4 protein-coding genes and 1 pseudogene are annotated in these 4,280 nt (G+C 43.2%); 4 read left to right on the forward strand and 1 reads right to left on the reverse strand.

The window, feature by feature from the left end; translation table 11 throughout:
• Nucleotides 1-189: 189 nt before the first annotated feature.
• The 4 genes and pseudogenes from E2L07_RS21590 to E2L07_RS20160 all read left to right on the forward strand — a co-directional run.
• Nucleotides 190-381 (forward strand): annotated as a pseudogene (locus E2L07_RS21590) (dihydrofolate reductase family protein); the annotation flags it as partial.
• Between the two features lie 137 nt (nt 382-518).
• Entirely contained in the window at nt 519-950 is a 432-nt protein-coding gene (locus tag E2L07_RS20150) for a cupredoxin domain-containing protein (protein ID WP_134230493.1), read from the forward strand.
• A 118-nt stretch (nt 951-1,068) separates the two neighbouring features.
• Nucleotides 1,069-1,347, forward strand: coding sequence for a hypothetical protein (locus E2L07_RS20155; protein ID WP_243855026.1), 279 nt, complete (start codon nt 1,069-1,071; stop codon nt 1,345-1,347).
• Between the two features lie 179 nt (nt 1,348-1,526).
• Nucleotides 1,527-2,624 (forward strand): acetyl-CoA C-acetyltransferase, encoded by a 1,098-nt coding sequence (locus tag E2L07_RS20160; protein ID WP_276399904.1) that lies wholly within the window; start codon nt 1,527-1,529, stop codon nt 2,622-2,624.
• 505 nt (nt 2,625-3,129) lie between these two features.
• Here the strand turns inward: E2L07_RS20160 and E2L07_RS20165 are convergent.
• Nucleotides 3,130-4,280, reverse strand: a 1,151-nt coding sequence (locus tag E2L07_RS20165; protein WP_134229759.1) for an IS110 family RNA-guided transposase, incomplete at its 5' end; no start/stop codon positions are given.

Raw genomic sequence — 4,280 nt, forward strand, 5'->3', positions numbered from 1 at the left:
TTCTGGAATTGGGTGTCTGGTAACCTCAATTATCTACAGAAATCAGGGGGTGGCAATTTTTTTGCTTATAAAGCCCTCTAATATAGGATTTAATAACCTATTTCTATATAAAGTTTTGACAATACGTCTTATTTCGGGGAGGGGATTTGATGAATCTTAAACAAACAGAAGAGGTCTGACGAGAGTGCCCAACTAGCCGGTTCGCTACTTGAACACAAGCTCATTGATCAACTAGTATTAAAGGTGAATCCCGTCCTCATTGGGAAAGGTAAACGTCTGTTTAGTGAAGTGAAAAACCAATGGCATTTAGACCTAGTAGACATAAAGCAATATTCAACTGGCGTGTTTAAGCCGACATACAATATCATCTATTCTAGCTAGCGGAACAATCTCTTTTAAAATCTTCATAAAATCGCCACCATTTTGTGCCTTTTTGGCAACAGATTTTACCTGTGCGAATTGGTACAATGATTTATGTAAACATCGGTTGAGATTATTTTCAATAAGGGGTTGTTACAATGAAAAAGATTTGGCTATCATTAATGGGCTTAACTCTTGCTGTTGGTCTAGCTGCATGCGGTAGTTCTGACGACACGTCGACGGATGCGGAGCAAGAAGCTGCACCATCTGAGACTGAAGAGGCTGCATCTGGTGCTGAATCAGAAGTTAACGGAGAAGACGTAGTCACCCTCCATATTCAAGCAGACAATTTTTCTTTTGATCAAGAGCAATATGAAGTGCCTCTCGGTGCTACTGTAGAAATTACGTTTGAAAATGTTGAAGGGCATCATGAGGCAGTCATTGAAGGGTATAATGTGTCCCTCTCTGAAGGGGAACCTGTCACATTTGTTGCGGACCAAGCTGGAGAATTTGAGCTTGCTTGTAGTGTTGTATGCGGACCAATAGATGACCACGAAAATATGGTCAGCAAGCTAGTAGTCACAGAATAAAGCTATAAAATGACACCTTCCTTTCTCGACCAACGACAAGGGAGGTGTTTTTTCTTTGCGGATAATCCTGAATAGCTGTTTGTTTTACTCGTGTGAAGGATGGTTGGTAGAATGAAGATTGGCAGGACAGGATGATGTTATTCAAAATAAAGCTGAATCAAAGGCTGTAGGAGAAGTGGATCTTGTTCTACATGGAGGAGGAAACATGAAACTATTAATTATTTTAGTAGCACTCGTTTGTATAGTAGCTCTTGTCATCACATTAGCGTTAACAAAATCTGAAGACACGAGTTACAGTAGCCATAAAAGTATTAGCAATCAACTCTTATTGTACCTTGCTCTTATTCCGATTATAGGTGTGATTATTGCCTTACTTTATTGGGTTTTGTTTGCTTAGAAAAGATAAGAGAAAGGGGTAGAATTAAGAGACCATCAAAGATTTCTCTTTAAGGCAGCTTTCGGTACAACGATTGCTATGACCGTTGTTGCTTTCTTCACAGGGGTTATATAATAAAGACAAGGCAAACCCTCGGTTCGTTTTGAGATTTGCCATTATTTAAAAGAGGGAGAGATTCGATGACGGAAGAAGTCGTAATCGCCAGCGGGGTTCGGACGCCGATTGGCCGCTTCGGTGGTCATTTAAAAGATTTGAAAGCGCCAACATTAGGAGCGCTTGTAATCTCAGAAGCGCTCCACCGGGCGGGAGTTCTTAATGAGCAGGTAGATGAGGTGATCATGGGGAATGTCCTCCAAGCTGGACTTGGACAAAATCCAGCAAGACAGGCGGCGCTCCAAGCCGGCTTGCCTGAAACAGTTCCAGCGATGACGATTAATAAAGTTTGCGGTTCTGGCTTAAAAGCGGTCCACTTAGCGTCCCAGGCAATCGCTTGTGGTGATGCCGAGATTGTTGTCGCCGGCGGAATGGAAAATATGAGCCAAGCTCCTTATCTAGCAGTAGGGGCAAGGGATGGCTATCGAATGGGGCATCATCAACTAATTGATAGCATGATCCATGACGGGTTATGGTGTGCATTTAATGATTATCACATGGGGATCACCGCTGAGAATCTATGCGAGCAATATGGACTGTCACGAACCGAATTAGATGAATTTTCCGCATGGAGTCAAGAAAAAGCCGTCCAAGCGATTGAATCAGGTCGGTTTAAAGATGAAATTGTACCAGTAGACATCCCACAAAGGAAAGGCGAACCAATCCAGTTTGATACCGATGAATATGTGAAAAGAGGGACGACTACTGAAACGCTAGGAGCTCTTCGGCCCGCATTTAAAAAGGACGGCAAGGTTACGGCTGGTAACGCCTCTGGCATCAATGATGGAGCAGCAGCGGTCGTCGTTATGAGTAAAGAAAAGGCCGTTGAGCTCGGGATCAAACCACTGGTCACAGTTAGAGCGAATGCAACAGCAGGGGTGGAGCCGAGGATTATGGGAATCGGTCCCGTTCCAGCAACAAAAAAAGCATTAACGAAAGCCGGGCTAACGATGGATGACATTGACCTCATTGAAGCCAACGAAGCCTTTGCCGCTCAATCATTGGCCGTTGCCAAAGAACTTTCTTTCGCAGAGGATCGGTTGAATGTCAATGGTGGTGCTATCGCATTAGGTCACCCAATCGGTGCAAGCGGCACGCGAATTTTTGTCACCCTCCCTCAATAAAGTTTAATTTTCTCGCTAATACTCGTGTATTCTCCAAATTTCACTAACACCAAATAGTAATCTCACCAGTACTACTGGATAGAAGTAGAACGAATTAAAATTTCTTACAGGGGATAATCCATCCTAACGTCCAAACTGGTATAGTTTGGTAATTGAGTAGTATGACCGTGCCTATAAATCTCCACGCTACTCACGGTCGCTAACCCTCCCATGTCTCTCCGGATTGGTATCCATACCTTCCTTCGTCCTGCGTATCCATGAGGTGGAGGTCGGATAAGCTCCTTTGCTGGGTCATAAGCCCGTATGGTGAAAATAAACTCCGACTCTGCACTATTGGTGTTTGTTATTTGTAAGTATACAGATGATGCACGGCTTTACATGGAGTGGCGGGCATGGTAGGCTTCCTTAGCCATGGGCGAATCATTGGATGACTCGCCGCTTCGCCAAGGAGCCATGCCCGCAGAGGCTCCGTGTCAAGCCACTTTGGGTGATCTGCTTTCTAAGGTTACACTGCCTGTAATCCATCCATTTGAGGAATATCTTTTATTAATCTTGAACCATCAAATTCACACTGTTTTTGACCAATGACAAACAACACACGTAGTAACTTACAACACAAGGCAATCAAAGATTGTTGCTTTTTCAAAGGGCGTTCAGGGCGTTTGGTGTAATAGTGATGCAGGGCTTTAAATGTTGAATTATGGGCGACAAGGGGACGAATCGCTAAATATAAGGCTCGGCGTAATCGTTTCCTTCCTCGCTTTGTAATCCTTGTTTGCCCTTTAAATTTACCTGAACTGTGCTCACGTAATGATAGCCCTGCTAAGTTCACTAATTGTTGAGGATGAGAGTACTTTGAAATGTCCCCAACTTCCGCAAAGAATAATCCAACAGTCACCGCCCCTAAGCCTGGAATTTTCATCATTTGTTGGGCACCAGGTAATGTTTCAACGATGGCTTCTAATTCCTGATCCAACTCTTCTAATTGCCGCTTAAAAAGCTCATACTGCTCAATAAGATTCTTCAGTTCACACTTGGCAAATTTCAAGCCTACTTCAATTCCAATGCTCTTTTTGGCTGTTTCTACAAGCTTCGTTGCGCGCTTAATGCCAACTCCTCGTTGGACATACGGTTTCCATTCTTGAAGAACCCTCTCTGGTGTCTTTTTATGAATATCAGAGGGGAACGGAAACAGCTTTAGGGTACAGAGAGCGGCTTTGCCTTCCCAATCTCCAAACACATCGAAAAACTCTGGAAAGTAGCGTTGAATCACATTTTGAATGCGACCTTCTGTGATCATTAATTGTTCAGTAAGCTGATCTCGAATTTTTACGCATTCTCTTAGTTCCGCATATATGCCATCTAAGAGGTTTGGTACAGAGTATCGCCCATCTTTGATTAACTGGGCGATCACTTTTGCGTCTTTCGTATCGTTTTTCGTTGGAGAATTGTCATCAAGTTCTTTACTTTTCTTAACGTGCATTGGGTTCACGACGACAAAGTCGTAACCTTTTGCCGTTAGATAGTAAGCAAGACTCTTCCAATAATGTCCTGTTGGTTCTACGCCAAAAATGACGTGATTCTTCTTGTGTTTTTCTTGGTGTTGCTTTACCCACTCAACGAGGGCTTCAAAGCCAAAGATTCGATTTTCAAAGA

Origin of the sequence: Halalkalibacterium halodurans (assembly GCF_004376175.1) — a bacterium.
Lineage (GTDB): Bacteria > Bacillota > Bacilli > Bacillales > Bacillaceae_D > Halalkalibacterium > Halalkalibacterium halodurans.

Bases quoted from the DNA above. Each gene is read 5' to 3' on its own strand.
- E2L07_RS20150 (WP_134230493.1), top strand. From the start codon at position 519: ATGAAAAAGATTTGGCTATCATTAATGGGCTTAACTCTTGCTGTTGGT.
- E2L07_RS20160 (WP_276399904.1), top strand. From the start codon at position 1,527: ATGACGGAAGAAGTCGTAATCGCCAGCGGGGTTCGGACGCCGATTGGC.